The following is a 23721-nucleotide window of genomic DNA, read 5'->3' on the forward strand; positions in this document are numbered from 1 at the left end:
CTGTTAGTCTTGTTTTCTGTCTGATTCTTCAGTGATACACTGCCCTGTGCATAAGTGAATCGGAGGATTCGCATGACCAATTCTCTGCAACCTGTTCCAACATTGGTTCCTGGCGCTAGCCTGGAGGCCTATGTCAACTCTGTGAACAGCATTCCCATGCTGACGCCGGAGCGGGAGCGCGAACTGGCCGAACGCCTCTTCTATAACCAGGATTTAGAGGCGGCACGGCAAATGGTGCTCGCGCACCTGCGTTTTGTCGTACATATTGCCAAAAGTTATTCGGGCTATGGTTTGGCCCAGTCAGATCTGATCCAGGAAGGTAATGTCGGCCTGATGAAGGCTGTAAAGCGTTTCAACCCTGAAATGGGTGTTCGTCTCGTATCGTTTGCCGTCCACTGGATCAAGGCTGAGATACACGAGTTCATCCTGCGTAACTGGCGCATCGTGAAAGTGGCTACTACCAAGGCCCAGCGCAAGTTGTTCTTCAACCTGCGTAGCCAGAAGAAGCGTCTTGCCTGGCTGAACAATGACGAGGTTCAGGCGGTTGCCAGCACGCTGGGCGTCGAGCCGCGTGAAGTACGCGAAATGGAAAGTCGTCTGACGGGCCAGGATATGGCTTTTGATCCGGCTTCCGATGCAGACGACGATACGGCGTTCCAATCGCCCGCGCAGTATCTTGAAGATAATCGCTACGATCCGGCTCGTCAGCTGGAGGAGTCCGACTGGAGCGATAACTCTTCGGCCAATCTGCATGAGGCGTTGGAAGGCCTGGATGAGCGTAGCCGTGACATCCTCTACCAGCGCTGGCTGGCTGAAGACAAGGCTACACTGCACGAGTTGGCTGCCAAGTACAACGTATCGGCTGAGCGGATTCGTCAGCTTGAAAAAAATGCAATGAACAAGCTCAAGGGCAAGATCGCTGCCTAAGGGTTGATTCAAAAGCGAACCCCGCCTCAAGCGGGGTTTTTTATTGCCCGGAAATACCGAACCCCTTGTATAAGGTTAGGTTCTAAATGCTGCTAAGGGAGATGGGGACTGCTATGAAATCATTTTTACTGATGCTTTTTACATCGGTTCTTCTCGCCGGTTGTGGCAGTCATGACGATTTTGAAGGCAAGTGGAAAAGTCTCAATACAGGTCAGGTCAAGTTACAAATCGCGCCGGAGGAAGTCGCATGGCGTGTGACGGTCACGGGCGATGCGCTTTCCCCACAAACCTATGGTGCTACCCTGGTCGATGAGGGGCTGCGCGTCGACATGCCGCCTACTTCTGAAGTCTGGACCATAGATGATAACGGGCATTTGAAAGGGCTCGGTCAGGAGTTCATCAGAGAGTGAGGATGGTGTCAGCCCTCCGGTCCAGGTTAGGAGTCAGAATGAAGTTTCGCGTGTTCGCAGTGATGCTGAGCTGCTTGTGGCTGATCAGCTGCAGCAAGATCAATCAGGAAAATTACAATCGGCTCAAGGCTGGCCAAACCAAGGCCGAAGTCGAAGAGCTATTGGGCAAGCCTACAGAGTGTTCCGGTGCGTTGGGGTTATCAAGCTGCACATGGGGTGATCAGTCTTCCGCGTTCATCAGCGTGCAGTATGTCAACGACAAGGTTGTCATGTATGCAGGACAGGGGTTGCGATGAAAACATCTACCAAGATTTTACTACTGGCTGGCGCGGCAGGATTGTTGGTCGCCTGTGCCAGTTCGACCAAGACACCACCGCCTGAAACCGTCGGTTCGCTTGATCTGAAGCGCTATCAGGGGACATGGTATGAGCAGGCGCGCCTGCCCATGTTTTTCCAGCGCAGCTGCGTTCAGTCCGAGGCGCATTACCATCTGCGTGACGATGGGAATGTTGCGGTGCTCAATCGCTGTCTGACGAAGTCTGGCGACTGGGATCAGGCGACCGGTGTTGCCTCGCCAATGAAGCCTGGTGTAACGGACCGACTGGAAGTGCGCTTCGATACTTGGTTCAGCGGCGTATTTCCCAATATAGCCAAGGGCCCTTATTGGGTCTTTTATATTGACCCTGAATACCATAATGCCGTGGTAGGGAGCCCTGATCGCAAGTTTCTCTGGTTCCTATCTCGCTCAGCCGAGATCACCCAGCAGCAGCGCGATACCTTTCTTGGCATTGCTAAAGCCAAAGGATTTGATACATCCAGGCTGGTCTGGCGAGGCCAGTCATCCAACTAAAGGGGGCAAGCATGGCCGATTCGGAGTTTCGCCTGTGGACCGATGCGTTCGCTGATAATGGTTTGATGTCAAAGCGCCAGGAATTTGATGTTGAGGCCTTTGGCGTATCGGGTGAAAATATTTCACCCGCGCTCATGTGGGAGAATCCTCCGCCGGGAACCAAGAGTTTCGCCTTGACGGTGTATGATCCCGACGCTCCAACCGGCAGCGGGTTCTGGCACTGGGTTGTGGTGAACATACCTGCCGATGTCACAAACTTGCCGGAAGGCGCAGGCTACGCGGATGGAAGCCTGCTGCCAAAAGGGGCTCTACAGCTGCGCAATGACTATGGGACCGTTGGATTTGGTGGTGCCGCGCCGCCAAAAGGCGATAAAGCGCACCGGTATATCTTTCAAATCCATGCGCTGGCAGTCGAAAGCCTGCCTGTGCCGGCAGAGGCTACCAATGCAGTAGCACGGTTCATGACGCATCTGAACCAGATCGCCTCCGCAACTTATACCGGTCTGTATGAGTTGAAATAAAGCGTATCGGCCATTGCACAAAGCGATGGCCGATCGTTATGTACGTCTTATGACGCGGCGAGTAGGGGCTCAGCCTCTTTGCTGGTTAGGCATCTGACGCCCTTGGTCTTCATTTCTTCAATAAAGCATTCCGCCAGATGTTCGAAGCCGGGTACTGCATGCGAGCAGTCGGTGAGCAGCACGAGGCGGTGAAGATTGGTCTCGCCCAAGTGATCCGCGATATCTCTTACGGTTCCTGCGACGCAGTGAGAGAGGGCTTCGCCGGCGATCAGTACAGTCTGAGCCTGTTCCAGTTGATTCAACAGATGGATATTGGATCGTGTACCTGGATCGTCAGGATCTAGCACTTCAGCGGCAATAGCGGAGTAATGCTCTGTGTTGGGATTGCTGCCCTTCGGAATGTAATGGACCGTCTTCAAGCGCGTCCTGCCCCATTCATTGAGTGCTTTGAGCAGGGGCGTATAGACATTATGCCCCCAGCTTCCGATCAGGCAATGCTCCGGCCATATGGTCAACTGATATCGCCCACGCTCGGCCAGAGCTTTCACATATTCAAGGCTATAGCTCTGCTTTTCCGACACGCAGGCTGTCCAGCGGCCCTGCTCGATATCATCCACAGAAATAACCGTGAACGGAGGAGGGGAGTGCCCTTCGGCATCCTGCCACCAGGACGGATGCGCTATGTGCAAGGGTTGGTGAGAATCCAGCGTGACATGAATGGCGTCCAGCCTGTGTCCCCACATGTGGATTAAGCTGGCAACCTTTCGGAGATCGGCACTTGCCTCTGGGACGGGAAGCGCAGCATCCGCAATATCACAAAAATCATTTTGTGGATCGATAATCAGCAGGTGTACAGAGTCGGCTGAAGACATGGAAACGTTCCGATCAGAGAATGAGTGTGTCTCGTACGTGAGTGTACACGTGGGGTATAACAATCATTTACTGCCAATCCGCTCGCGCCAGCTTCCAGTCGTCGCCTTCTTTCCACCACTCCAGCCTTACACTGTAGTGGCGGGCCGCATCAGGCAGAAGGCCTTCAGCCCCTGTCATGCCTACCTCGGCATCCGTATAGCCTTTGTTCTGGTAAGTGGCATCGATCTGACTGTGTTTGCGGAAGGTAACAATATGGATATGGCGATATTTTAGAAACATACCTGCCATGGTTTGGCGGGCCCACGCGCGATCGTTCTGTTGCTGGGCCAGAAACTGTGGGTGCAGTTGTTCATATACCGCTCCGGTTTTCTTGGCTTCCAGGCTGGCTTGCAATTGATCAGCTGCCTTGTCGAGTGCTTGCTGAGGGTCGCTTTTGCAGCCCACGATAAATAACGGAAGTGAAGAAATGAGCAGACAGGTGGTCAAACGCATCACGAGAATTCCTTTTCCTGGTTAGGTTAGCGCTATGATGGCTATAGCACGGACAAATACGACGATGCTTTATCGCCACTGACAAGCCCGAAGGGGAGTAACATGCACAGCCTCTATCCGGAAATCAAGCCATACGCCCGCCACACACTTGCTGTAGATGATCCTCATGTCCTTTATCTGGACGAAAGCGGTTCACCGGATGGCCTACCTGTGCTGTTCATTCATGGAGGACCCGGTGCAGGCTGCGACGCGTTGAGCCGGCGGTTCTTTGATCCAGGCCTTTATCGGATTGTCACATTCGATCAGCGTGGGTGCGGGCGCTCAACCCCTTATGCCAGTCTGGAGCGCAATACAACCTGGGACCTGGTTGCTGACATGGAACGTATCCGTGAGCATCTGGGAATTGAAAAATGGGTACTTTTCGGCGGCTCCTGGGGATCGACTCTGGCGCTGGCCTATGCGCAGACGCACCCGGATCGTGTACATGCCCTGATCCTTCGAGGCATCTTTCTATGTCGTCCTGAGGACTTCCACTGGTTCTATCAGGATGGGGCGAGCCGTCTGTTCCCCGACTACTGGCAAGACTATCTCGCACCGATTCCTGAACAGGAGCGAGGCAACCTGATGCAGGCCTATTACAAGCGGCTCAGTTGCCCTGATGAAATTGCCCAGATGGGCGCTGCCAGAGCCTGGTCCTGTTGGGAGGGGCGTACGGCGACGCTTCGACCAAATCCTGACGTGGTCGAGCGATTTTCAGAACACGCATTGTCCATTGCGCGCATAGAGTGCCACTACTTTGTCAACAATGCGTTTCTTGAGCCCAACCAATTGATCAGGGATATGCCCAAGATCGCCCATATTCCCGGTGTCATCGTTCATGGACGATATGACGTGGTCTGTCCGCTGGATAATGCCTGGGCCTTGCACAAGGCCTGGTCTAATAGTGAGTTGCAAATCGTGCGCGACGCAGGTCATGCCGGTGGCGAACCGGGCATCTGTGATGCCTTGGTACGTGCAACCGATGCCATGGCACGACAGTTGCTCGATGTTCCCCCGGAGGCTGAATGAAAGTCCTTATACAGCGCGTCACGCAGGCGCGTGTAGAGGTAGACGGTGAGATAGTCGGTGAGATCAGCCAGGGGCTTCTGGCCTTGGTGGGCATAGAACCGACGGACAATGAAGTAACTTGCGAAAAAATGCTGCACAAAGTTCTTAATTACCGGGTTTTTTCGGACGCGGAAGGGCGAATGAATCGCTCGCTTACGGATGCAGGAGGTGGGTTGCTACTGGTTTCGCAGTTTACGCTGGTGGCGGATACGCAAAGTGGTTTGCGTCCAAGCTTCTCGACCGCAGCGCCGCCTGCACAGGGCGCGGCGGTGTTCTCGCATCTGGTAGGACTTGCGCGTTACCGCCATGCCCATGTGGCAACAGGTCGTTTTGGGGCCGATATGCAAGTTTCACTGACCAATGATGGTCCGGTAACATTTTTATTATCTATTTGAGCAACAGACTCTTACAGGTTTTCTGGAAGTGTCTATGATTGCGCAGTTTGGAACGACCGACACGCTTTGTGCGGAATCATTCGCGATCTTGTCAGTCCGACGACTGCTTATCCGTGAATGGCCATGCGTCGTTCAACGATTCGTACGCTGATTAAGGGGGCTGCGTTGTATTTGAATACTAATTCCAAGCCAGGTAAGGCTAAGGCCATCGTGCTGAGTTTTACGGCCATCATGGCAATGTTTGGGGCCAAGGCCTGGGCGTTTAGCCTCGATGACGTATCAGTGCAGGCCAAAAGCCTTGCCGAACAAAAATTCGCTGCGCCCAAGAGCAATCTGCCTGCCGTTCTCCGTGACATGAAGTTCGCTGATTACCAGCAGATCCGTTTCCGCCAGGACAAGGCGCTCTGGTCTGGAGAGAAAACACCGTTCCAGCTGAACCTCTATCATCAGGGCATGCATTTCGACGTGCCAGTGAAGATCAATGAAGTCACGGCAACGGGTGTCAACGAGGTCAAGTACGATCCATCCTATTTCGATTTCGGCAATCTGCAGCTGGATCAGGCTGCCCTCAAGGATTTGGGATTTGCCGGTTTCCGCATAACCTATCCGCTGAACAAGCCCGACAAGCAGGATGAGTTTGTGACCATGTTGGGCGCCAGCTATTTCCGTGTAGTAGGCAAGGATCAGGTGTATGGCCTGTCTGCGCGTGGCCTGGCGATCGATACCGCCCTGCCGTCCGGCGAAGAATTCCCTCGCTTCCGTGAGTTCTGGGTCGAGCACCCACAGCCGGACCGCCGTAACCTGGTGATTTACGCCTTGCTGGATTCTCCCCGTGCTACGGGTGCCTACAAGATGGTCGTTACCCCTGGTAGCGACAGCACAGTTGATGTGCAGGCGCGCGTTTACCTGCGCGATAATGTAGGCAAGCTGGGCATTGCGCCACTCACCAGCATGTACCTGTTCGGACCCAATCAGCCAAGCCCGCAGGTCAACTATCGTCCAGCCCTGCACGATTCCAATGGCCTGGCCATTCATGCGGGTAATGACGAGTGGATCTGGCGTCCGCTGAATAATCCCAAGCGTCTTTCCATCAGCACCTATACAGTCGAAAACCCCAAGGGCTTCGGTCTTCTACAGCGCGGCCGTGAGTTCAGCCGTTACGAAGATCTGGATGATCGTTACGATCTGCGGCCAAGCGGTTGGGTTGAAACCAAGGGTGACTGGGGCAAGGGCAAGGTTGAGCTGGTCGAGATACCGACACCAGACGAAACCAACGACAACATCGTTGCCTTCTGGACACCAGACACCATACCTCAGGCCGGTGAGCCGATTGATCTGAGCTATCGTTTGCATTTCACCATGGACGAGCCTGCTCTGCACTCGCCTGATGTGGCCTGGGTTCAGCAAACTCGTCTCTCGACCGGCGACGTCAAGCAGCCCAATCTGGTTCGCCAGGCAGATGGAAGCACCGCCTTCATCATTGACTTCGAAGGCCCGGTTCTCAAGAACCTGCCGGAAAGTGCACAGGTGGCCTCGCAGGTCAGCCTTAACGACAATGGTGATCTGATTGAAAACAATGTTCGTTATAACCCTGTCACCAAAGGCTGGCGTTTGACGCTGCGTCTGAAGGTCAAGGACGCTACCAAGCCCGTAGAAATACGTGCTGCGTTGGCGGAAGGCGATAAGACGCTGACCGAAACCTGGAGCTATCAGTTGCCTGCCAATGAATAACCGTAAAGAAACAACACCCGTTCAGGACTACCTCGAGCGCTTGCCGCTCGGGGAGGCCGAGCGGCAGCAACTCGCGAGCGGTGTAGGCAGTACCGACGCTGAGGGCCTGGCTTCCCTGCATGGAAAGCTTGCGTCCACTGAGTCTGTTGGAAATGATCCTGCACTGAGTTCTGTAGAAGCACGCTTGAAAATGGGTTGGGGTGATGCCCTGTCCGAAGGTGACCTGCTTACCGTTGATGCTCAGGGGCGGACCAATATCCGTACCATGCCTGCCATCACGCGGTCCCAGATGTTGCCAGAGCCATGGCGTACCAATCCCGTGGTACGTATATGGCATCGTCTGCTGGGTCGCAAACAGGAGGCTCGTCAGGTACCTGATGAGGAGGCGGACGCACACGCTCACTGGCGCAAAGTAGGGGCTTTCCGTCGTTTCATCCTGCTGGTGCTCATGCTCCTTCAAACAGGTATCGCTACCTGGTACATGAAGGCTGTTCTGCCTTATCAAGGGTGGTCACTGGTCGATCTTGGAGAGGTCTGGGATCAAGGGCTTCTGGAGTCTGCCAGACAAGTGCTTCCCTATGTGTTGCAGACCAGTATTCTTCTGCTGTTTGCAACCTTGTTCTGCTGGGTTTCTGCCGGTTTTTGGACGGCCCTGATGGGCTTCTGGCAGCTACTGACCGGACGGGATAAGTACAGTATTTCCGCCAGTACTGTAGGGGACGAAGTGATTGCGCCTGAGGCGCGTACCGCCATTGTCATGCCGATCGCCAACGAAGACGTCGCCCGGGTGTTTGCCGGTTTGCGTGCGACCTATGAGTCTGTAGCGGCGACCGGGCAGCTTGAGCATTTCGACTTCTTTATCCTGAGTGACAGTAACAATCCGGACAAATGTGTTGCCGAGCAGAAGTCCTGGCTTGAGCTCTGCCATGCGGTAAAAGGTTACGGCAAGATTTTCTATCGCCGTCGCCGCCGCCGTGTGAAGCGCAAGAGCGGTAATATCGATGACTTCTGCCGCCGTTGGGGCAGCCAGTACCGCTATATGGTCGTGCTGGATGCTGATAGCGTCATGAGCGGTGAATGTCTCACGGGCCTTGTACGCCTGATGGAAGCTAATCCGCGAGCAGGTATCATCCAGTCCGCACCCAAAGCTTCAGGTATGGATACGCTCTATGCGCGTCTCCAGCAGTTTGCTACCCGGGTGTACGGGCCGCTCTTCACGGCGGGCCTGCATTTCTGGCAGCTGGGTGAATCCCACTATTGGGGACATAACGCAATCATTCGCGTAAAGCCGTTCATCGAGCATTGCGCATTGGCGCCTCTACCCGGTAAAGGCTCGTTTGCAGGTGCCATCCTTTCCCACGACTTCGTTGAGGCTGCATTGATGCGTCGTGCAGGGTGGGGAGTCTGGATTGCATACGACATGCCCGGTAGCTACGAAGAGCTTCCGCCTAACCTGCTGGATGAGCTCAAGCGTGACCGCCGTTGGTGCCATGGCAACCTGATGAATTTCCGGCTGTTCCTGGTAAAGGGTATGCACCCGGTACACCGGGCCGTGTTCCTGACCGGTGTGATGTCTTATTTGTCGGCACCGCTCTGGTTCCTGTTCCTGGTGCTATCCACTGCACTTCTAGCCGTACACAAGCTCATGGAGCCGCAGTACTTCCTGCAGCCAAGGCAGTTGTTCCCAGTCTGGCCACAGTGGCATCCCGAGCAGGCAATTGCCTTGTTCTCGACCACGTTGATTCTGTTGTTCCTGCCAAAGCTGCTCAGCGTCATCCTGATCTGGGCCAAGGGGGCAAAAGAATTCGGCGGCGGTTTCAAGTTGCTGTGTTCGATGCTCTTGGAAATGCTGTTCTCGGTTCTGCTGGCGCCTGTACGCATGCTGTTCCATACGGTATTCGTGACTGCTGCCTTCCTGGGCTGGTCAGTGCAATGGAATTCGCCTCAGCGTGACGATGATGCCACGCCTTGGAGCGAGGCCTTCAAGCGTCATGGCTCACAAATGCTGCTAGGTATTATCTGGACGGCCGGTGTAGCCTGGTTGGACCCACGTTTCCTCTGGTGGCTATCGCCTATCGTGGTGTCACTGATGCTTTCCGCTCCGGTGTCAGTCATTTCAAGCCGTACCAATTACGGCATGGCGGCGCGTCGTTCCAGCTTCTTCCTGATTCCGGAAGAATACAATCCGCCTCGTGAGCTGGTGGCGACCGACGAGTACTTGCAGCAGAATAACCAAACCGTTCTTCGTCATGGTTTCCTGCAGGCCGTAGTCGATCCGCTGATTAACGCACTGGCATGTGGAATGGCCAAGGCAAGACATGCCAAGGTTGTGCCTCAGGCCGAAGCACTACGTCAGCAGCGGCTGGAAAAAGTACTAGCAGACGGTCCCGAGAAGCACTCGGATGCACAGTGGGCTATCTTGAGCGATCCTGTTGGAATGTCGCGTCTGCATCTGCAGGTGTGGCAATCAGGTGAAGCACGTGATCGTTGGGTGGAGGCGTACCGACGCATTCTGCCCGCACCTGCATCTGCCGAAACAAGTGCGCTTCCTGACGCAGACAGTGCTTCACTTGCAGTGAATCCTGCTCGCTAAGGTTGAGAAGGCATATGAAAAGCCCCAGTCAGAATATGGCTGGGGCTTTTTTATTGGCGACAGATGTTAGAACAGGCGGGCCAGGAGTGCTGTAACGGCTGTTTCTACACGCAGGATACGTTCACCCAGTTGAACAGGGTCAAGCCCTGCCTCTTGCAGCTTATCCACCTCATAAGGGATCCAGCCGCCTTCCGGGCCGATTGCCAGCGTTACGGGGCCTTTTACTTCACGAGGGCAGGGTGGGTAATAGCCAGGATGGCCAGTCAGCCCAATCGTCCCTTTCGCCAATGATGGAAGACGATCCTCGACAAAGGGCTTGAACCGTTTCTCTATGATGACTTCAGGTAAAACGGTATCTCGTGCTTGCTCCAAGCCAAGAATCAGCTGCTCTCGAATAGCGGAGGGGTCAAGAAAGGGGGTTTGCCAGAAGCTCTTTTCAACCCGATAGCTGTTGATGAGAACCAACCGGGCTACACCCATCGAAGAGATGCCTTGCAATACTCGACGCAGCATCTTGGGTCGCGGCAGCGCCAAAATGAGTGTTATGGGCAGTTTAGGCGGGGCAGGTTGGTGCAGCTGAAGTTTGATGCGTGCTGAATCAGGCGTGAGGTCAAGAATTTCGCCTTCGCCCATCAAACCATTCAACATGCCGACCCTCAGTGAATCACCACGCTCAGCTTGGTGAATGTCTTTCAGGTGGGCAAAGCGCCGGTCTTTAAGGAGGACTTCATTGTCTCCGACGAAGTCCTCCTGTTCTAGCAGCAGCAGATTCACGAATGAGTCGCTGGTGGCTGATCCTCGTGCGAGGTCTTTTCTTCGTGTGGCTCACGTTTTCGAACGAAGCGTCCAAACAGGAGGCCAATTTCAAACAGGAGCCACATGGGAATCGCCAGCATGGTCTGGGAAAGTACATCCGGTGGCGTCAGGATCATGCCTACTACGAAGCATCCGATAATGACGTACGGACGTACCTTCTTGAGGTAGGCCACATCGACGATACCGATCCAGATCAGCAGAACGGTTGCGACAGGGATTTCAAAGGCAGCGCCAAATGCAAAGAATAGCGTCAGTATGAAATCCAAGTAGCTGTTCAGGTCCGGCATCATCATGGCGCCTTCCGGCGTGATGCTTGAGAAAAAGTGGAAAATCAGCGGGAAGACCAGGAAATAGGCAAACGCCATTCCAGCGTAAAACAGCAAAATACTTGAAATTAGCAAGGGAAGCGCGACGCGCTTTTCATGCTTGTAAAGACCTGGCGCAATGAATCCCCAGACCTGATAAAGGATGACGGGCATGGCCAGAAACAGGGAAACAATAAGCGTCAACTTGAAGGGCGCAAGGAACGGCGACGTGACGTCTGTCGAGATCATCGTGGCGCCTTCGGGCAGAAACCTGCGGATAGGTTCCGACGCGAAAGCGTAGATCTTCTGGGCGAAGTAGAACAGACAGGCGAAAATCAGGAACGTCGCCAGCACACAGCGCAGCAAGCGTGACCGCAGTTCAGTCAGATGAGAGACCAGAGGCATTTCCTGGTCTTCATATTCAGGTTTTTTTTCGCTCATGGGGCTCGCGGTGGAGAAGGCTGATCCTTTGACTCGCTGGGGGGCGGAGTCACGTTACTGGGCGGAGCCGATTTGACGACAGGTAAGTCATCCTTGACGACAGATGAGTCATCGCTGGGCGGCGTAGGTGTTTCAGCCGACGGTGCTGGATTACCTGTCTCCTGGCGGGCCTTGTCGCGTTGCTCCCAGGACAAGAGATTCTCAGTGTGAAGCTGGCGCCGTATTTCGTCGGCACCAATTTCACGTTCCACCTCTTGCCGTATGTTATTGAAGCTACGCTTGAGACGACCGATCCACAGGCCTGCAGTGCGTGCAGCGCCTGGCAGGCGCTCTGGGCCTAAAACCAGCAAGGCGACCAGGCTTATCAGGGCTAACTCACTGAAGCTGATGCCAAACATAATAGGTACTCAATCCTTACGGACGGGCTCTTCAACCTTGTGGTGTTGAGCGTCAATCGTATGGGGCTGATTGAGTGGAGGCTTCTGCTGATCTTGCGCAGGCTTCTCCTCTTCTTCCGTATTCATCGCCTTACGGAAGCCCTTGATCGACTCGCCTACATCGGTGCCTAGGGTTTTAAGGCGTTTGGTACCAAATACCAGTACCACAACGATCAGGATGACGATCCAGTGTTTCCAGTCAAAAATACCCATAACATTACCTCATCAAGAATCAGGATTCGGATCGAGCAGCTTTTTCAGCGTGTCCAGATAGCCCAAAGCGGCGATCCAATTCATCAAGCACTGCCTGCGGATGTTGGCCTAGCGCAGCCAGCATGACCATACTATGAAACCAGAGATCTGCTGTTTCATAGATAAGGTCCGTCGAGTCTCCATTGCTGGCCGCATCTTTGGCCGCCAGGATGGTTTCTATGGATTCTTCTCCTACCTTTTCAAGGATCTTGTTCAGCCCCTTGTGGTAAAGGCTGGCGACATAGGAGCTTTCAGGCGCTGCGCCCTTGCGGGATTCAAGCACCTCTGCAATTTTGTTTAGCGTATCACTCATGGCTATGACCTGGCGTGTATATCGCGTCGGGATCTTTCAGAACCGGGTCAATCGTTTTCCAGGCTCCCTCTTCAAACCGACGATAAAAACAACTTTCACGTCCTGTGTGACAGGCAATACCACCTAACTGCTCAACTATGAGGATGACGACATCAGCATCGCAGTCCAGACGCAGCTCATGCAGCTTCTGTACATGGCCCGAGTCCTCCCCCTTACGCCATAGCTTACGCCTTGAACGTGACCAATAGATGGCACGATTCTCAGCTACCGTCAAAGCGAGGGACTCACGGTTCATCCAGGCCATCATCAAGACGCGCCCGCTCTGATAATCCTGAGCGATTGCCGGTACGAGTCCGTCACTGTTCCAGTTGATTTCTTCAAGCCAGTCTTTCATGGTCTACCCGGCAAATTACACACATTATTAGTCTGACAGCGCTGGCACGACCTGCCTAGCCACGAATGACCAGATAGATGCCTGTTACCAGCATGATCCAGGCGGGCCAGCCTTCAGGTGTGGACTGAAATCCAGTCTGGAAGGCACCGCCAATCAGCAGGACACCAAATAGCCGGGGCAACCAGGCGTTGTCTCGTCTTCCCCACGGGTTGGGTGGATCATTGCGGTGGGGTTGGGTGATGCGCTCCAGTGTGTCACGGGTCATCTGGGCCAGGTGCGGGATCTGCTCGATCTGCTGCTGGATATTGCGCAGTACCTGGGTAGGTCCCATGCGCTGGCGCATCCAGCGCTCAAGATAGGGTTTGGCTGTCGCCCACAGGTCCAGGTCAGGATAAAGCTGGCGTCCAAGCCCTTCAATATTCAGAAGCGTTTTTTGAAGCAGTACCAGCTGAGGCTGAATCTCCATGTTGAACCGGCGTGCCACTTGGAACAGACGCAGTAGCAATTGGCCAAACGAAATATCTTTCAGTGGTTTTTCAAAAATCGGCTCGCACACAGTTCGAATCGCTGCTTCGAACTCGTTGACCTGTGTAGTTGCCGGCACCCAGCCTGAATCGATATGGAGCTGGGCCACCTTGCGGTAGTCGCGCTGAAAGAACGCCATCAGGTTTCTGGCCAGATAATTCTGATCCTCAGGTGTAAGGCTCCCGATGATGCCGCAGTCTACCGCGATGTATTTCGGATCCCAGGGGTGCGCCGTACTGACAAAGATATTGCCAGGATGCATGTCCGCGTGGAAAAAGCTGTCGCGAAACACCTGGGTAAAAAAGATCTCGACCCCTCGCTCGGCCAGGAGCTTGAAATCTGTGCCTTGGTCTCGCAGGGCATTCAGGTCAGTCACAGGGATGCCATAGATGCGCTCCATGACCAGTACCCGAGGGCGGCACCAGTCCCAGTAAACCTGCGGAACGTAAAGCAGAGAAGAGTCTTCGAAGTTTCTTCTGAGCTGACTGGAGTTGGCTGCTTCACGTAAGAGATCGAGCTCATCGTAGATGGTCTTCTCATAATCCATGACGACTTCGACGGGGTGCAGACGGCGCGCTTCGGCCGAAACGCGTTCTGCCATACGTGCCAGCAGAAACAGCCAGGCCAGGTCTTGAGAAATGACAGGCTTCAGGCCTGGTCGCACGACCTTGACGACTACCTCTTCACCTGTTCGGAGCTGTGCTGCATGTACCTGAGCGACGGAAGCGGAGGCCAGCGGCGTGATATCGAAGCGGCTGAAAACCTGGGCAATGGGCGCGCCCAGTTGAGACTCGATCAGCGCAATGGCTTTCTCCCCAGGAAAGGGAGGAACCTTGTCCTGGAGAAACATAAGCTCATTGGCCACGTCTTCCGGCAAAAGATCGCGGCGCGTAGAAAGGATCTGGCCAAACTTGATGAAAACAGGGCCCAGACCTTCTAGCGCAAGGCGCAACCGAGCACCTCGGGACAGCGACTTGCGAGGGCGAGGCAACCAACGCCATGGCAGAAAGTAACCTGTCAGGCGTAAATACCAGGGCAGTGGAAGCGCATAAACCAGATCATCCAGGCGGTAGCGAACAACAACCAGGAAAATACGCAGCAGGCGTCGAAGGGCAGCAAACAGCTTCATTGGTTATTTATGTCTGCGTTGAGCAAGGCGGTCGATACGCGCCTCGAGACGATCTACAGTTAGACGCAAGGCATCGATTTCCGCAAAGCGAGCATCACCTTCCCGACGTCCAACCAGGGTGCGACTTTCTTCAGCTAGCCAGTCAGACAGGCTTTGACGCAAACTCTCGTGACTTTGATCCGTCCACCCGCGCCCTTTTCGGACGAATTGTCCAAGCAGTGCAGCAGGCACTGGACCCAGCCAGCGAGAGAGCTCGTATTCCCAGTCCAGCTCCAGGCTCTGCAGGATATCGGATAGTTCTATCAGTGCTGCACTATCCCCCTCAAGCGTTACATCGGTGCTGTGCAAGATCGCTGTTTTGTTCTGACTCAAGGCCAGCTGAGCCAATCGAGACGCAGGTGCTTTGAGCGTGCAGTCGACTTCTGCTTCATGGTGGGCGGCAAAATGCAGACCATCATAGGCCGGAAGGATGAACAGCGTAAAACGTGGAGCTGCACAATCTATGGCAATGACCTTGCCTTGCAGGCGTGCAAGACGGCGGCCCACCACAGCGTCCATTGCCAGTATGGGATTCAGGCCGCGCTCCAGCGCAGCCAGTACGGCCTGGGTCAGTAGGATCATCAGGGTTTTATGCCACGGTGCAGGGCAACAATGCCACCTGTCATATTGTGGTAGGTCACGCGCTCAAATCCAGCAGTTTCCATCATGGCTTTAAGCGTGTCCTGATCAGGATGCATGCGAATCGACTCCGCCAAGTAACGGTAACTGGCCGAATCATTGGCGATCAGCTTGCCCATGAACGGCAGAAGGCTGAAGGAGTAAGCATCATAGGCCTTGGACAGGAGCTGGCTGGTCGGCTTGGAGAACTCCAGTACCAGAAGACGTCCGCCCGGCTTGAGTACGCGCAGCATGGATGCGATAGCGGCTTCCTTGTGGGTCACGTTACGCAATCCAAAGGCGATGGTCACACAATCAAAGTGATTATTTGGGAAGGGCAGCTTTTCAGCGTCTGCCTGTACGAAGCTGACATTGTTGGCAATACCTTCGTCCATCAGGCGATCACGACCGACCTTTAGCATCGAGTCGTTGATATCTGCCAGCACGACCTCACCACGTGGGCCCACCAGGCGGGAAAACTGTTTAGTCAGGTCGCCTGTGCCGCCAGCAATATCCAGCACGCGGTTACCACTTCGAACCCCGGACAGTTCGATCGTGAAACGTTTCCACAAGCGATGAACGCCTGCAGACATCAAGTCATTCATCACGTCATATTTGGCTGCAACCGAGTGGAACACTTCGGCCACTTTTTGAGCTTTCTGACTTTCCGGCACACTCTGGTAGCCGAAATGAGTGACGGGATCGGCCTCCGGGCCCTTGCGCTGATCGCTCATGACGCTTCACCTGCATTTGAATAAGCGACCATTCTAGCAGTGCTGATGCGCTGAGATGTCCATTCTTGCCGGATAAAGTCATTAGAAAATAGGTATTCCATGAGATGGGTCATCCTGACTTGGTAGTTCTCGTGCTTTTCGTGCATGACAGCCCCCGCTATAGTCGCAGGCGAATTCGCTGGAGTACTTCCTATGTCCCAAATCAGTGTCGAACGTTCCCATTCACTAGGCCTTGAAACTGCGCGTGCCAAGGCGGGGGCGCTGGCCGAAAAGCTAACGCGTGATTACGGTGTGGAGTGCCATTGGGAGGGTGATACGCTGCAATTTTCCCGTACAGGTGTTGATGGGCGTATCGAGGTAGGCGAAGACAAGGTGCGTGTCGACGCAACCTTGGGGTTCTTCTTCTCGGCCCTGAGCTCACAGATTGAGCATGAAATCGAGAAGAAGCTGGATAAAGCGCTACAGGCTTGAGCGTTATAGCATCAGTTTGACGACGGATACATCCGGATCTCTGGACTTGCCTTCCCGGGCCAGTGCAAACAGGTACTCGGCCCACATCTGCTCCTGATTGCGGCCGAGTTCATACAGGTATTCCCAAGTGAACAAGCCACTGTCGTGACCGTCATCGAACGTAATTTTCAATGCGTACTGACCGGCTGCCTCGATTTGGCTGATGCCTACGTTCTTCTTGCCAAATTGCAGGACGGGGTTGCCGTGACCCTGTACTTCTGCAGAAGGCGAGTGAACGCGCAGAAATTCAGCAGGCAGCGTAAAGGACTCGGTATCGTATTGAACGGTGAGGGTTTTGGATGCTTTGTGCAGCTGGATGGCCGTGGGCAAACGCATGGCAATAGGTCTCGCTGATAAGCTCGCAGCCTTGAGGCTGCGAGCGATAGGTTGTCGACGTCCTTACAGAATATAGCGCGACAGATCCTCGTCCTGTGCCAACTCGCCCAGGTGGCCGTTGACATAGGCAGCATCGATCCGAATAGGCTCACCATTCTGCTGGCCTGCCAGATCAGCAGCGCTGAACGAGACTTCCTCCAGCAATCGCTCCAATAGCGTATGCAGGCGGCGCGCACCAATATTTTCCGTCTTCTCATTGACCTGCCAGGCAATTTCCGCAATGCGGCTGATCCCTTCAGGCGTGAACTCGACGTCCAGGCCTTCAGTCTTGAGCAGCTCACGGTATTGCTCTGTCAGTGAAGCGTGCGGTTCAGTGAGAATGCGCTCGAAGTCCTGAGGTGTTAGGGCCTTGAGTTCTACACGGATTGGCAGACGTCCCTGAAGCTCAGGTACCAGATCGCTGGGCTTGGACAAGTGGAACGCGCCCGAGGCGATAAACAGGATGTGGTCGGTTTTGACCATACCCAGCTTGGTATTTACCGTGCAACCTTCGATCAGTGGCAGCAGATCGCGCTGTACGCCCTCGCGGGATACGTCAGCGCCACTGGTGTTGCCACGCTTGGCAACCTTGTCGATCTCGTCGATGAAGACGATACCGTTCTGCTCGACCGCTTCCAGGGCACGTGCCTTGAGTTCTTCCTCGTTGACCAGACGAGCAGCTTCCTCGTCACGGATCAGCTTGAAGGCTTCTTTAACCTTGAGCTTGCGAGCCTTCATCTTGCCTTTGTTCAGGCCGGAGAAGAGGTTTTGCAACTGGCTGGTCATTTCCTCCATGCCGGGCGGAGTCATGATCTCGATACCTGCTGGCGCTTCAGCCACTTCGATATCAATCTCCTTGTCATCCAGCTGGCCTTCACGCAGTCGCTTGCGGAAGAGTTGACGCGTGTTGGAGTCTTCGCTGCGAGTCGGTTCTTCACTGAAACCTACTGCACGTGCAGGCGGTAGCAGTGCATCAAGAATCCGCTCTTCGGCAGCATCTTCTGCACGATGACGGACTTTGACGATTTCCTGCTCACGCAGCATTTTAACGGCAGCATCAGCCAGATCGCGGATGATGGACTCAACGTCGCGGCCTACATAGCCCACTTCAGTAAACTTGGTGGCTTCTACCTTCAGGAAGGGTGCATTCGCCAGTTTGGCCAGTCGACGGGCGATTTCGGTTTTACCTACACCTGTCGGGCCAATCATCAGAATGTTCTTGGGTGTGACCTCAGCGCGCAGCTCGAGTGGAAGCTGCATGCGACGCCAGCGATTACGCAGAGCGATGGCTACGGCGCGCTTTGCATCATCCTGGCCAATGATATGGCGATTAAGTTCGTGAACGATTTCACGTGGAGTCATAGACATGTCGTTATTCCGGCCGGACTCAGGAAGCGTCCAGCTCCTCAATAGTCAGGTTACGGTTAGTGAAGACACAAATGTCTCCCGCAATGTTCAACGCAGTCTCGGCAATTTCTCGAGCACTCAGCTCGGTATGCGTGAGCAGGGCACGAGCGGCCGCTTGTGCATAGGGGCCACCGGAGCCCATGGCAATCAGGCCTTCTTCTGGTTCGACGACATCGCCGTTACCGGTAATGATCAGCGAGGCATCCTTGTTGGCTACTGCCAGCATGGCTTCCAGGCGGCGAAGTGCACGATCGGTACGCCAGTCTTTGGCCAGTTCTACCGCGGCACGGACCAGATGGCCCTGATGTTTGTCGAGTTGCTGCTCGAAGCGCTCGAACAGAGTGAACGCATCCGCGGTGCCGCCGGCGAAGCCTGCCAGCACCTGGCCGTGGTAAAGGCGACGGACTTTACGTGCGTTACCCTTCATGACGGTATTACCCAGGGATACCTGGCCATCGCCGCCAATGACGACTTTGCCGTTGCGACGCACTGAAACGATAGTGGTCAAGGGTGTTCTCCTGCTATGCCTTAAGCGATTGCCGGAGATATGGGGACGGCCTTCCAAGGCTTCAAGCCTTTTCCGGCCGCCATGTGTCATCGACCTTGGCGTTGCTGGAGCAGCAGGTTCTTGAAACCGTTGCTGGCCAGCTGGCTCTGGGCTTGGGTCAGTTGATTGCGATCTCTGAAGGGACCGACCAGGACACGATACCATGTGTCATCCTTGACCTTGCCTGACTCTACCCGCACATCCTGACCGATCAGGATGATCTGCGCTCGCACCCGATCAGCGTCAGCCTGTGTTCTAAACGAGCCTGCCTGAAGGAAGAACAGCGTCACAGGTGGCTGTGCTGCTGTCTTGGGCTGTTGAGCAGGTGTCTGCGCAGCAGCCTGGGCAGGTGTCTGAGCTTGCTGTGGCGAGCCTGCAGGCAGCTGAGCTGTCGTCGCAGGCGACGTTTCAGGCTTGGGCGGAGTAGGGGTTGGACTCGTCTGCGGCACGGCGTCCGGAGGCACGATTACTTCGGACTCCGGTAGCAGTGTGTAGAAGTCATACTTGGGCTTGACCGGGGTTGGCGTAGTAGGAGCCTCCTGCTTGGTCTTGGACGCAACTTGTGCCTCCTCACCCTTGGAGCGACGAACGGCATCGTTGCCCGGCTCAAGCTTCATCAGAAAGACCACGAAGCCACCAATGGCAAGACCTGAAGCCAGCCATACCCAACCGGGAATAGGCTGCTTCTTGGCGGCTGGCTGATTTCGGCTTGCGCCTCGTTTAGGTGCTGCTTTCTTTGCCATATACGTCCGTTTACATACGTTCCAGTGTATTCAGGCCTAGCAGTTCGAGACCTTGTTTAAGGGTGCGCCCGGTCAGGGCGGCCAGGCGTAGGCGGCTTTGCCGTTGAGCAGGATCTTCTGCGCTGAGAATGGGGCAGTTTTCGTAAAAGCTGGAGAAGAGACCAGCAATGTCGTAGAGATAGGCGCATAGAAGATGCGGCACACCTTTCTCCGCTACCAAATTCAGGGTTTCGCCAAACTGGGCCAGACGAGCACCCAGATCTTGCTCCTGAGGAGCTTCCAGGCGAATCTGGCCTTCGACCTCATCGTACCCCTGGCCAAGCTTGCGGAAGATACTGGCGACGCGGGTATAGGCGTAGAGCAGATAGGGTGCCGTATTGCCTTCAAAGCTAAGCATCAGCTCGAAGTTGAAGCTATAGTCGCTTGTTCTGTGCTTGGACAGGTCAGCGTATTTGACGGCGCCGATACCCACCGCGCGAGCAATTTCACGCAGCTCGGTTTCTTCCAGGGAGGGATTCTTTTCCTTGACCAAGGTGTAGGCGCGGTCTTCTGCTTCATCAAGCAGGTCGATCAGCTTGACCGTGCCGCCGTCGCGCGTCTTGAAAGGGCGGCCATCTGCGCCATTCATGGTCCCGAACCCCATATGTTCAAGACTCATGGATGGAGCAACGAAACCAGCCAGACGAGCAACTTCAAAGGCCATCTGGAAGTGCAGTGCCTGGCGCTGGTCGACAAAGTAAAGGACGCGATCGGCATTCAGAACCTGGCTACGGTAGCGCATGGCTGCCAGATCGGTCGTGGCGTACAGGTAGCCGCCTCCTGCCTTCTGCACAATCACCGGAAGTGGATTGCCTTCCGCATTCTTGAACTCTTCAAGGAAAACGCAGCGGGCGCCATCGCTTTCGGTAAGCAGGCCCTTGGCATCGAGTTCGGTCACGATACCAGTTAGCTCGCTGTTGTAAGCACTCTCTCCTTTTACGTCCGCAGGTGTGAGTTTGACGTTCAGACGGTCATAGACCTTTTGGCAATGACTCAGGGAGATCTCATTGAAGCGGTGCCATAGTTTCAGGCAGGCTTCATCGCCCGCTTGCAGCTTGACGACCAGCTCGCGAGCGCGATCGGCAAATTCAGGAGACTCATCGAAGCGCTTCTTAGCGGCTCGATAAAATGTTTCCAGGTCGGAAAGCTCGCTTTCAGCTGCCGCAGGCTGTTCTTCAAGATAGGCGAGAAGCATGCCGAACTGGGTTCCCCAGTCGCCGACATGATTTTGCCGGATAACATCATCCCCTAGAAATTCGAGTACACGTGCAACGGCGTCACCAATGATGGTGGAGCGCAGATGACCCACGTGCATTTCCTTGGCCAGGTTGGGAGAGGAGAGGTCTACAACAACCCGCTGTTTGGGCGCGGCCTTCTGAATGGCCAGATGCGTATCAGCCAGCGCATCATCCAGGCGCCGGGCCAGTTGCTCGTGATTCTGGAAGAAGTTCAGAAAACCCGGGCCCGCAATCTGCACCTGGCTGACGCTCGGGTCGGCAGGCAGGGCTGCAATCAGTTTTTCTGCAAGGTCACGGGGCTTCATGCCGGCAGGTTTTGCCAGCATCATGGCGATATTGCTCGCAAAGTCGCCGTGACTTTTGTCCTTGGTATTTTCGACCTGGATGGTCGGCGTCAGACCATCTGGCAAGATGCCTTCGGCAGTAAGGCGCTCCAAGGCGTTCTGAATAAGCTGTCGAATAGTGTCTTTCATGATCGTCTGGCCTTTGGCTCGCGCCTGGGCGCGTAATGAAAACCCTGCATTATCCGCAGGCTAGGATCACTTGCCAACGTGTAGACGTCATTGAGGCCTGCGGAGCCCGAAATTAAGGTGAAAAAAGTCCTAATAAAGATCTATGGGATCAACATCCAGTGACCAACGCACCTGCCTTCCCGCTGGCAGACTTTCCAGACGTAAGACCCAGCTGGTCAGTAACCGGTGAAGCGGGGCTCGGAGTGATGCTTGTAATAAAAGCTGTGCACGAAAGCGGCCCGCCCGACGTTCCATGGGTGCGGGGACAGGACCGAGAAGCTCAATATGGGGCAAGTCCAGCTCTGCTGCCAGCTGATCGGCTTCAGCATAGGCCAGCTCCAGGAATTCTTCTGCCTGTCCAGGCTTGTAAGCTTCGGCACGTAACAGCGCCAAGTGAGTAAACGGGGGAAGGCCAGCTGCACGACGCTCTGCCAGGGCTTGCTGGGCGAAGGCGACGTACCCTTGCTCGGTTAGCTGTACCAGCAGGGGATGATCCGCCAGATGAGTCTGAATCAACACTTGACCCTGTACTTCGGCACGGCCTGAGCGACCGGCTACCTGAACCACTTGTTGGGCCATGCGCTCGCTGGCACGAAAATCTGCTGAAAAGAGGCCCCCATCGGCATCCAGGATGGCTACCAGCGTGACGCGGGGGAAATGATGTCCCTTGGCCAGCATTTGTGTTCCTACCAGGATGCAGGGCTCGCCGCGCTGAATGATGGAGAAGATATTGGCCATGGCATCCTTGCGCATGGTGCTATCCCGATCGATACGCAACACTGGAAATTGCGGGAAGAGAATCCGAAGCCGCTCTTCCGCACGCTCCGTACCCGCACCCAATGGGCGTAGATCCAACTTGCCGCAGGCAGGACAGTGTTGTGACGGGCGTTGACGATGATCGCAATGGTGACAACGCAGCTCGCCTGATCGCTGGTGAATGGTCATACGGGCATCGCAGCGTGGACACTGGGCGATCCAGCCGCAGTCATGACACAGCAGCGTAGGCGCAAAGCCACGGCGATTTAAAAAGACCAGGACCTGTTGGCCCTTGCTCAGCGTGTCGCCAATCGCTTGCGCCAATGGCTGTGAGAGACCTGAATCAAGAGGGCGGCTCCTGACATCCAGGCGCTGAAACTTCGGGGCAGTAGCACTGCCGGCACGCTGAGTAAGGCGAAGCAGGCCATAGCGACCGATTTCAGCGTTATGAAGACTTTCCAGGGAAGGAGTAGCGGAGCCTAGAAGCAGCGGGACTCTTTCAAGTCGAGCCCTGACGACAGCCAGGTCGCGGGCATGGTAGCGCAAGCCTTCCTGCTGTTTATAAGACGCATCGTGCTCTTCATCGACAATGATAAGGCCTGGGTTTTTCAGCGGAGTGAAAAGGGCGGAGCGTGTACCTATGACGATATCGACATCGCCGTCGCGTGCAGCCAACCAGGCGTCCGTGCGCTCCCGGTCGGTCAGCGCTGAGTGGATCAGCACGATACGGGCATTAAAGCGTTTCTCGAAGCGGGACAGTGTTTGTGGTCCCAGGTTGATTTCCGGGATCAGGACCAAGGCCTGCCGTCCTGTTTCGAGTGTCCGGCGTATGAGCTGAAGATAAACCTCGGTTTTGCCGCTTCCCGTCACGCCATCCAATAAGAAGCAGTGAAAGCTGCCAAGCCTCGCTTTGACCGCTTCGTAGGCAATACGCTGCTCGTGGTTGAACGGGAGTTCTGCTTGTGCCAGCCAGGCGCCGTGATGCTTGGCTGGCATGATTTGGCGGGACTCGACGTCCACCAGTCCCTTTGCCTGCAAGGTATCGAGTGCATCCTTGGCAAGGCCGAGCTGGCTGAGCAATTCATGGGCAACACCATGTGGGTGCTGTTTGACGACTTTCAAGGCTTCGCGTTGGCGTGGCGCTCGTACCAGGCGTGGGTCCGATACATCAGCTTCGGGCCTGGCTATCCAGAACCGCTGGACCCGCCGCTCGGCAGGGTCGCCCTGTCGCAAGAGTCCTGGCAGAGCACACGTAAAGGTATCGCCCAGGCTGTGCTGGTAATACTGGGCTGTCCACTTGCAAAGCTCGATCAGGCTGGCCGGCATTGGGGGGGTGGTATCCAGCAGCGCAATGGCGGGCTTTAGTTTATCTCGCGGAACATCGGTCTCGGACACGATCTGCACCAGAATGCCCACGATCTCCCTGCGCCCAAAGGGTACGCGTAGCCGAACACCTGGGATCAGTTCCGAGGCGTCGACGCCGGCTGGCGCTCGGTAGTCGAATAGCCGGCGTAAAGGAGAGGGCAGCGCAAGGCGCAGCAGGACTTCAGACACGTCTGGACTCGGAGGCAAAAAGAGGCAGATATTAGCAGACCATTGGTAGACGTAACGGCTTGCATCGTCGTAAGCCTCTGTTATGATGCGCGGCCTATTATCCGTGCGGTATTCGGCAATGACGCCGGGTGGCGGCAC

The 23721-nt window shown here is 55.2% G+C and carries 27 protein-coding genes; 10 read left to right on the top strand and 17 right to left on the bottom strand.

Annotated features, from left to right (window positions below):
• Window positions 1-72: 72 nt before the first annotated feature.
• The 5 genes from rpoH (at window position 73) to PLU01S_RS05300 (ending at window position 2708) form a co-directional block, all read left to right on the top strand.
• On the top strand, window positions 73-927 hold the full coding sequence (rpoH, locus tag PLU01S_RS05280) for an RNA polymerase sigma factor RpoH (RefSeq protein ID WP_010796999.1): 855 nt from the start codon (window positions 73-75) through the stop codon (window positions 925-927).
• 113 nt (window positions 928-1040) lie between these two features.
• Window positions 1041-1337, top strand: a complete 297-nt coding sequence (locus tag PLU01S_RS05285) for a hypothetical protein (protein WP_139208711.1) — start codon at window positions 1041-1043, stop codon at window positions 1335-1337.
• A 38-nt stretch (window positions 1338-1375) separates the two neighbouring features.
• Window positions 1376-1633 (top strand): hypothetical protein, encoded by a 258-nt coding sequence (locus PLU01S_RS05290; RefSeq protein WP_019363965.1) that lies wholly within the window; start codon window positions 1376-1378, stop codon window positions 1631-1633.
• The gene (locus PLU01S_RS05295) at window positions 1630-2187 is read left to right on the top strand and encodes a lipocalin family protein (protein ID WP_074823187.1); all 558 of its coding nucleotides are present in this window, start codon (window positions 1630-1632) and stop codon (window positions 2185-2187) included. Before PLU01S_RS05290 ends, PLU01S_RS05295 begins: the two co-directional genes overlap by 4 nt.
• An 11-nt stretch (window positions 2188-2198) precedes the next feature.
• Window positions 2199-2708 (top strand): YbhB/YbcL family Raf kinase inhibitor-like protein, encoded by a 510-nt coding sequence (locus PLU01S_RS05300; protein ID WP_073449575.1) that lies wholly within the window; start codon window positions 2199-2201, stop codon window positions 2706-2708.
• A gap of 47 nt (window positions 2709-2755) precedes the next feature.
• On the opposite strand, the gene PLU01S_RS05305 is transcribed toward PLU01S_RS05300, so the two are convergent.
• A complete protein-coding gene (locus tag PLU01S_RS05305; protein WP_074823184.1) occupies window positions 2756-3580 on the bottom strand; it encodes a cysteine hydrolase family protein in 825 nt (274 codons plus the stop codon).
• A gap of 67 nt (window positions 3581-3647) precedes the next feature.
• Window positions 3648-4073, bottom strand: coding sequence for a hypothetical protein (locus PLU01S_RS05310; protein WP_074823181.1), 426 nt, complete (start codon window positions 4071-4073; stop codon window positions 3648-3650).
• Between the two features lie 102 nt (window positions 4074-4175).
• Between PLU01S_RS05310 and pip the strand changes: the two genes are divergently transcribed.
• From pip to mdoH, 4 genes are all read left to right on the top strand, one after another.
• Window positions 4176-5141, top strand: a complete 966-nt coding sequence (gene pip, locus PLU01S_RS05315; protein WP_010797006.1) for a prolyl aminopeptidase — start codon at window positions 4176-4178, stop codon at window positions 5139-5141.
• Window positions 5138-5575 carry a D-aminoacyl-tRNA deacylase gene (gene dtd / locus PLU01S_RS05320; RefSeq protein ID WP_074823178.1) on the top strand — a complete coding sequence of 146 codons (438 nt, stop codon included), beginning with the start codon at window positions 5138-5140 and terminating at the stop codon, window positions 5573-5575. The genes pip and dtd overlap by 4 nt, the downstream gene beginning before the upstream one ends.
• Before the next feature lie 231 nt (window positions 5576-5806).
• On the top strand, window positions 5807-7306 hold the full coding sequence (locus PLU01S_RS05325; protein ID WP_100217696.1) for a glucan biosynthesis protein G: 1500 nt from the start codon (window positions 5807-5809) through the stop codon (window positions 7304-7306).
• A complete protein-coding gene (mdoH, locus tag PLU01S_RS05330) occupies window positions 7299-9899 on the top strand; it encodes a glucans biosynthesis glucosyltransferase MdoH (protein ID WP_074823176.1) in 2601 nt (866 codons plus the stop codon). The genes PLU01S_RS05325 and mdoH overlap by 8 nt, the downstream gene beginning before the upstream one ends.
• A gap of 66 nt (window positions 9900-9965) precedes the next feature.
• Here the strand turns inward: mdoH and PLU01S_RS05335 are convergent, their stop codons facing one another.
• Genes PLU01S_RS05335 through ubiE form a run of 9 tightly spaced genes read right to left on the bottom strand, consistent with a single transcriptional unit; the run spans window position 9966 to window position 15902 of the window.
• Entirely contained in the window at window positions 9966-10673 is a 708-nt protein-coding gene (locus PLU01S_RS05335; RefSeq protein WP_019363973.1) for a 16S rRNA (uracil(1498)-N(3))-methyltransferase, read from the bottom strand.
• The gene (gene tatC / locus PLU01S_RS05340; protein ID WP_010797011.1) at window positions 10670-11461 is read right to left on the bottom strand and encodes a twin-arginine translocase subunit TatC; all 792 of its coding nucleotides are present in this window, start codon (window positions 11459-11461) and stop codon (window positions 10670-10672) included. Before tatC ends, PLU01S_RS05335 begins: the two co-directional genes overlap by 4 nt.
• The gene (gene tatB, locus PLU01S_RS05345) at window positions 11458-11859 is read right to left on the bottom strand and encodes a Sec-independent protein translocase protein TatB (RefSeq protein ID WP_019363974.1); all 402 of its coding nucleotides are present in this window, start codon (window positions 11857-11859) and stop codon (window positions 11458-11460) included. The genes tatC and tatB overlap by 4 nt, the downstream gene beginning before the upstream one ends.
• Window positions 11860-11868: 9 nt before the next feature.
• Complete coding sequence (locus tag PLU01S_RS05350) at window positions 11869-12111, bottom strand: twin-arginine translocase TatA/TatE family subunit (RefSeq protein WP_019363975.1); 243 nt, start codon at window positions 12109-12111, stop codon at window positions 11869-11871.
• A gap of 19 nt (window positions 12112-12130) precedes the next feature.
• Window positions 12131-12463: a phosphoribosyl-ATP diphosphatase gene (locus PLU01S_RS05355; RefSeq protein ID WP_010797014.1), complete on the bottom strand. Its 333-nt coding sequence runs from the start codon at window positions 12461-12463 to the stop codon at window positions 12131-12133.
• Window positions 12456-12857, bottom strand: a complete 402-nt coding sequence (hisI, locus tag PLU01S_RS05360; RefSeq protein WP_010797015.1) for a phosphoribosyl-AMP cyclohydrolase — start codon at window positions 12855-12857, stop codon at window positions 12456-12458. Before hisI ends, PLU01S_RS05355 begins: the two co-directional genes overlap by 8 nt.
• Window positions 12858-12912: 55 nt before the next feature.
• Complete coding sequence (gene ubiB / locus PLU01S_RS05365) at window positions 12913-14511, bottom strand: ubiquinone biosynthesis regulatory protein kinase UbiB (protein ID WP_074823172.1); 1599 nt, start codon at window positions 14509-14511, stop codon at window positions 12913-12915.
• A gap of 3 nt (window positions 14512-14514) precedes the next feature.
• A complete protein-coding gene (locus tag PLU01S_RS05370; RefSeq protein WP_074823170.1) occupies window positions 14515-15132 on the bottom strand; it encodes a ubiquinone biosynthesis accessory factor UbiJ in 618 nt (205 codons plus the stop codon).
• Window positions 15132-15902, bottom strand: a complete 771-nt coding sequence (gene ubiE / locus PLU01S_RS05375; RefSeq protein WP_010797018.1) for a bifunctional demethylmenaquinone methyltransferase/2-methoxy-6-polyprenyl-1,4-benzoquinol methylase UbiE — start codon at window positions 15900-15902, stop codon at window positions 15132-15134. The genes PLU01S_RS05370 and ubiE overlap by 1 nt, the downstream gene beginning before the upstream one ends.
• A gap of 192 nt (window positions 15903-16094) precedes the next feature.
• Here ubiE and PLU01S_RS05380 point away from each other — a divergent pair, with 192 nt between their 5' ends.
• Complete coding sequence (locus tag PLU01S_RS05380) at window positions 16095-16373, top strand: polyhydroxyalkanoic acid system family protein (RefSeq protein ID WP_074823168.1); 279 nt, start codon at window positions 16095-16097, stop codon at window positions 16371-16373.
• 3 nt (window positions 16374-16376) lie between these two features.
• Here PLU01S_RS05380 and PLU01S_RS05385 read toward each other — a convergent pair whose 3' ends face one another.
• From PLU01S_RS05385 to PLU01S_RS05410, 6 genes are all read right to left on the bottom strand, one after another.
• A complete protein-coding gene (locus tag PLU01S_RS05385; RefSeq protein ID WP_010797020.1) occupies window positions 16377-16748 on the bottom strand; it encodes a gamma-butyrobetaine hydroxylase family protein in 372 nt (123 codons plus the stop codon).
• 63 nt (window positions 16749-16811) lie between these two features.
• Complete coding sequence (gene hslU, locus PLU01S_RS05390; protein WP_010797021.1) at window positions 16812-18155, bottom strand: ATP-dependent protease ATPase subunit HslU; 1344 nt, start codon at window positions 18153-18155, stop codon at window positions 16812-16814.
• Between the two features lie 19 nt (window positions 18156-18174).
• The gene (gene hslV, locus PLU01S_RS05395) at window positions 18175-18702 is read right to left on the bottom strand and encodes an ATP-dependent protease subunit HslV (RefSeq protein ID WP_010797022.1); all 528 of its coding nucleotides are present in this window, start codon (window positions 18700-18702) and stop codon (window positions 18175-18177) included.
• Between the two features lie 86 nt (window positions 18703-18788).
• Complete coding sequence (locus PLU01S_RS05400; RefSeq protein WP_074823165.1) at window positions 18789-19484, bottom strand: SPOR domain-containing protein; 696 nt, start codon at window positions 19482-19484, stop codon at window positions 18789-18791.
• Between the two features lie 10 nt (window positions 19485-19494).
• On the bottom strand, window positions 19495-21234 hold the full coding sequence (argS, locus tag PLU01S_RS05405) for an arginine--tRNA ligase (protein WP_074823162.1): 1740 nt from the start codon (window positions 21232-21234) through the stop codon (window positions 19495-19497).
• 129 nt (window positions 21235-21363) lie between these two features.
• Window positions 21364-23583, bottom strand: a complete 2220-nt coding sequence (locus PLU01S_RS05410) for a primosomal protein N' (protein WP_074823508.1) — start codon at window positions 23581-23583, stop codon at window positions 21364-21366.
• Window positions 23584-23721 lie beyond the last annotated feature (138 nt).

Source organism: Pseudomonas luteola NBRC 103146 (assembly GCF_002091675.1).
GTDB classification, from domain to species: domain Bacteria; phylum Pseudomonadota; class Gammaproteobacteria; order Pseudomonadales; family Pseudomonadaceae; genus Chryseomonas; species Chryseomonas luteola.

Bases quoted from the DNA above. Each gene is read 5' to 3' on its own strand.
- rpoH (WP_010796999.1), top strand. From the start codon at position 73: ATGACCAATTCTCTGCAACCTGTTCCAACATTGGTTCCTGGCGCTAGC.
- PLU01S_RS05285 (WP_139208711.1), top strand. From the start codon at position 1,041: ATGAAATCATTTTTACTGATGCTTTTTACATCGGTTCTTCTCGCCGGT.
- PLU01S_RS05290 (WP_019363965.1), top strand. From the start codon at position 1,376: ATGAAGTTTCGCGTGTTCGCAGTGATGCTGAGCTGCTTGTGGCTGATC.
- PLU01S_RS05295 (WP_074823187.1), top strand. From the start codon at position 1,630: ATGAAAACATCTACCAAGATTTTACTACTGGCTGGCGCGGCAGGATTG.
- PLU01S_RS05300 (WP_073449575.1), top strand. From the start codon at position 2,199: ATGGCCGATTCGGAGTTTCGCCTGTGGACCGATGCGTTCGCTGATAAT.
- PLU01S_RS05305 (WP_074823184.1), bottom strand. From the start codon at position 3,580: ATGTCTTCAGCCGACTCTGTACACCTGCTGATTATCGATCCACAAAAT.
- PLU01S_RS05310 (WP_074823181.1), bottom strand. From the start codon at position 4,073: ATGCGTTTGACCACCTGTCTGCTCATTTCTTCACTTCCGTTATTTATC.
- pip (WP_010797006.1), top strand. From the start codon at position 4,176: ATGCACAGCCTCTATCCGGAAATCAAGCCATACGCCCGCCACACACTT.
- dtd (WP_074823178.1), top strand. From the start codon at position 5,138: ATGAAAGTCCTTATACAGCGCGTCACGCAGGCGCGTGTAGAGGTAGAC.
- PLU01S_RS05325 (WP_100217696.1), top strand. From the start codon at position 5,807: ATGGCAATGTTTGGGGCCAAGGCCTGGGCGTTTAGCCTCGATGACGTA.
- mdoH (WP_074823176.1), top strand. From the start codon at position 7,299: ATGAATAACCGTAAAGAAACAACACCCGTTCAGGACTACCTCGAGCGC.
- tatC (WP_010797011.1), bottom strand. From the start codon at position 11,461: ATGAGCGAAAAAAAACCTGAATATGAAGACCAGGAAATGCCTCTGGTC.
- tatB (WP_019363974.1), bottom strand. From the start codon at position 11,859: ATGTTTGGCATCAGCTTCAGTGAGTTAGCCCTGATAAGCCTGGTCGCC.
- PLU01S_RS05350 (WP_019363975.1), bottom strand. From the start codon at position 12,111: ATGGGTATTTTTGACTGGAAACACTGGATCGTCATCCTGATCGTTGTG.
- PLU01S_RS05355 (WP_010797014.1), bottom strand. From the start codon at position 12,463: ATGAGTGATACGCTAAACAAAATTGCAGAGGTGCTTGAATCCCGCAAG.
- hisI (WP_010797015.1), bottom strand. From the start codon at position 12,857: ATGAAAGACTGGCTTGAAGAAATCAACTGGAACAGTGACGGACTCGTA.
- ubiB (WP_074823172.1), bottom strand. From the start codon at position 14,511: ATGAAGCTGTTTGCTGCCCTTCGACGCCTGCTGCGTATTTTCCTGGTT.
- PLU01S_RS05370 (WP_074823170.1), bottom strand. From the start codon at position 15,132: ATGATCCTACTGACCCAGGCCGTACTGGCTGCGCTGGAGCGCGGCCTG.
- ubiE (WP_010797018.1), bottom strand. From the start codon at position 15,902: ATGAGCGATCAGCGCAAGGGCCCGGAGGCCGATCCCGTCACTCATTTC.
- PLU01S_RS05380 (WP_074823168.1), top strand. From the start codon at position 16,095: ATGTCCCAAATCAGTGTCGAACGTTCCCATTCACTAGGCCTTGAAACT.
- PLU01S_RS05385 (WP_010797020.1), bottom strand. From the start codon at position 16,748: ATGCGTTTGCCCACGGCCATCCAGCTGCACAAAGCATCCAAAACCCTC.
- hslU (WP_010797021.1), bottom strand. From the start codon at position 18,155: ATGTCTATGACTCCACGTGAAATCGTTCACGAACTTAATCGCCATATC.
- PLU01S_RS05400 (WP_074823165.1), bottom strand. From the start codon at position 19,484: ATGGCAAAGAAAGCAGCACCTAAACGAGGCGCAAGCCGAAATCAGCCA.
- argS (WP_074823162.1), bottom strand. From the start codon at position 21,234: ATGAAAGACACTATTCGACAGCTTATTCAGAACGCCTTGGAGCGCCTT.